This window comes from Candidatus Pantoea formicae (genome assembly GCF_011752625.1).
In the GTDB taxonomy this organism is placed as follows: Bacteria; Pseudomonadota; Gammaproteobacteria; order Enterobacterales; family Enterobacteriaceae; genus Pantoea; species Pantoea formicae.
Genome location: NZ_VWXD01000036.1, coordinates 1 through 954 on the forward strand (window position 1 = coordinate 1; position 954 = coordinate 954).

The window sequence follows — 954 nt, forward strand, 5'->3', positions numbered from 1 at the left end:
TGACGATCCGCCCCCAGCCGCGTGCGCGCATGCCGGGCAATGCCAGGCGGCTGCCATGGAACACCGCCGAGAGGTTGAGCGCGATGATCTTGTCCCAGGCCTCGACCGGGAACTGCTCCACGGGCGCCACATGCTGGATGCCAGCGTTGTTGACCAGGATGTCGACGCCACCGAACGCTTGCTCGGCCATGGCGAACATCTGTTCGATCTGGTCCACGTGCGCAAGGTCTGCCGGGTGGTGGAGTGCCTTCACGCCATGCCGGGTGATTGCGGCCAGGGCCGGGGCCGGATCGCCGAAGCCGTTGAGCAGGATATCGGCGCCTGCCGCGGCCAGCGCCTGGGCTATCCCCAGGCCGATGCCGCTGGTGGAACCGGTGACCAGCGCGGTCTTGCCTTTGAGTGTCATGCCGTTCTCCTTCAGAGGATGCCGGTGGCTTTGAACCTGGCGATGACCATGAACACTGCCAGATTCTCGCTCAAGGTCATACCGAAAGTGTCCTTGCTCCCGTAGGAGCGGCCTTGTGTCGCGAAAGGCTCGCGCAACGGCCCCGACCCTATCGGCCATTACGCCAAGATCCTGGGGCCGCGCTGCAGCCCCTTCGCGACCCAAGGTCCCCCCACAAGCGTTGCGCAAAAGCAGCGATCTACTCAGAACTGTACATCGAGGATCACGCCGTCGGTGTACCCCGCCGCCGGTGGCGTGGCCTGGTCGGTGTAGACCTTGGCGTTGTAGTTGAACAGCTGGCTGCCCGTTCCGGTGCCGTTGCCCGGGTTCACGTCGGCATCGCTGCTGGCGCGCCGCGCCGTCCCCACCGAGCCCCAGCGCACCGCGCCGGCACTCTTGAAGATGTCATAGGCGAGGAAATTGCCGGCACTGGACTTCATCCGCCGCCGCCCGCCCGACACGTTCTGCCCGTCATCCAGCCCCACCGTGTAGGCACTACCCTTGGTGCA

General features: G+C 65.7%; 2 protein-coding genes. Both read right to left on the reverse strand.

Features of this window, described 5'->3' with window-relative positions:
- On the reverse strand, positions 1-406 hold a 406-nt coding region (locus F3J38_RS27735), incomplete at its 3' end, for an SDR family NAD(P)-dependent oxidoreductase (RefSeq protein ID WP_167144544.1).
- A gap of 242 nt (positions 407-648) precedes the next feature.
- Positions 649-954, reverse strand: a 306-nt coding sequence (locus F3J38_RS27740) for a spore coat protein U domain-containing protein (RefSeq protein WP_167144546.1), incomplete at its 5' end; no start/stop codon positions are given.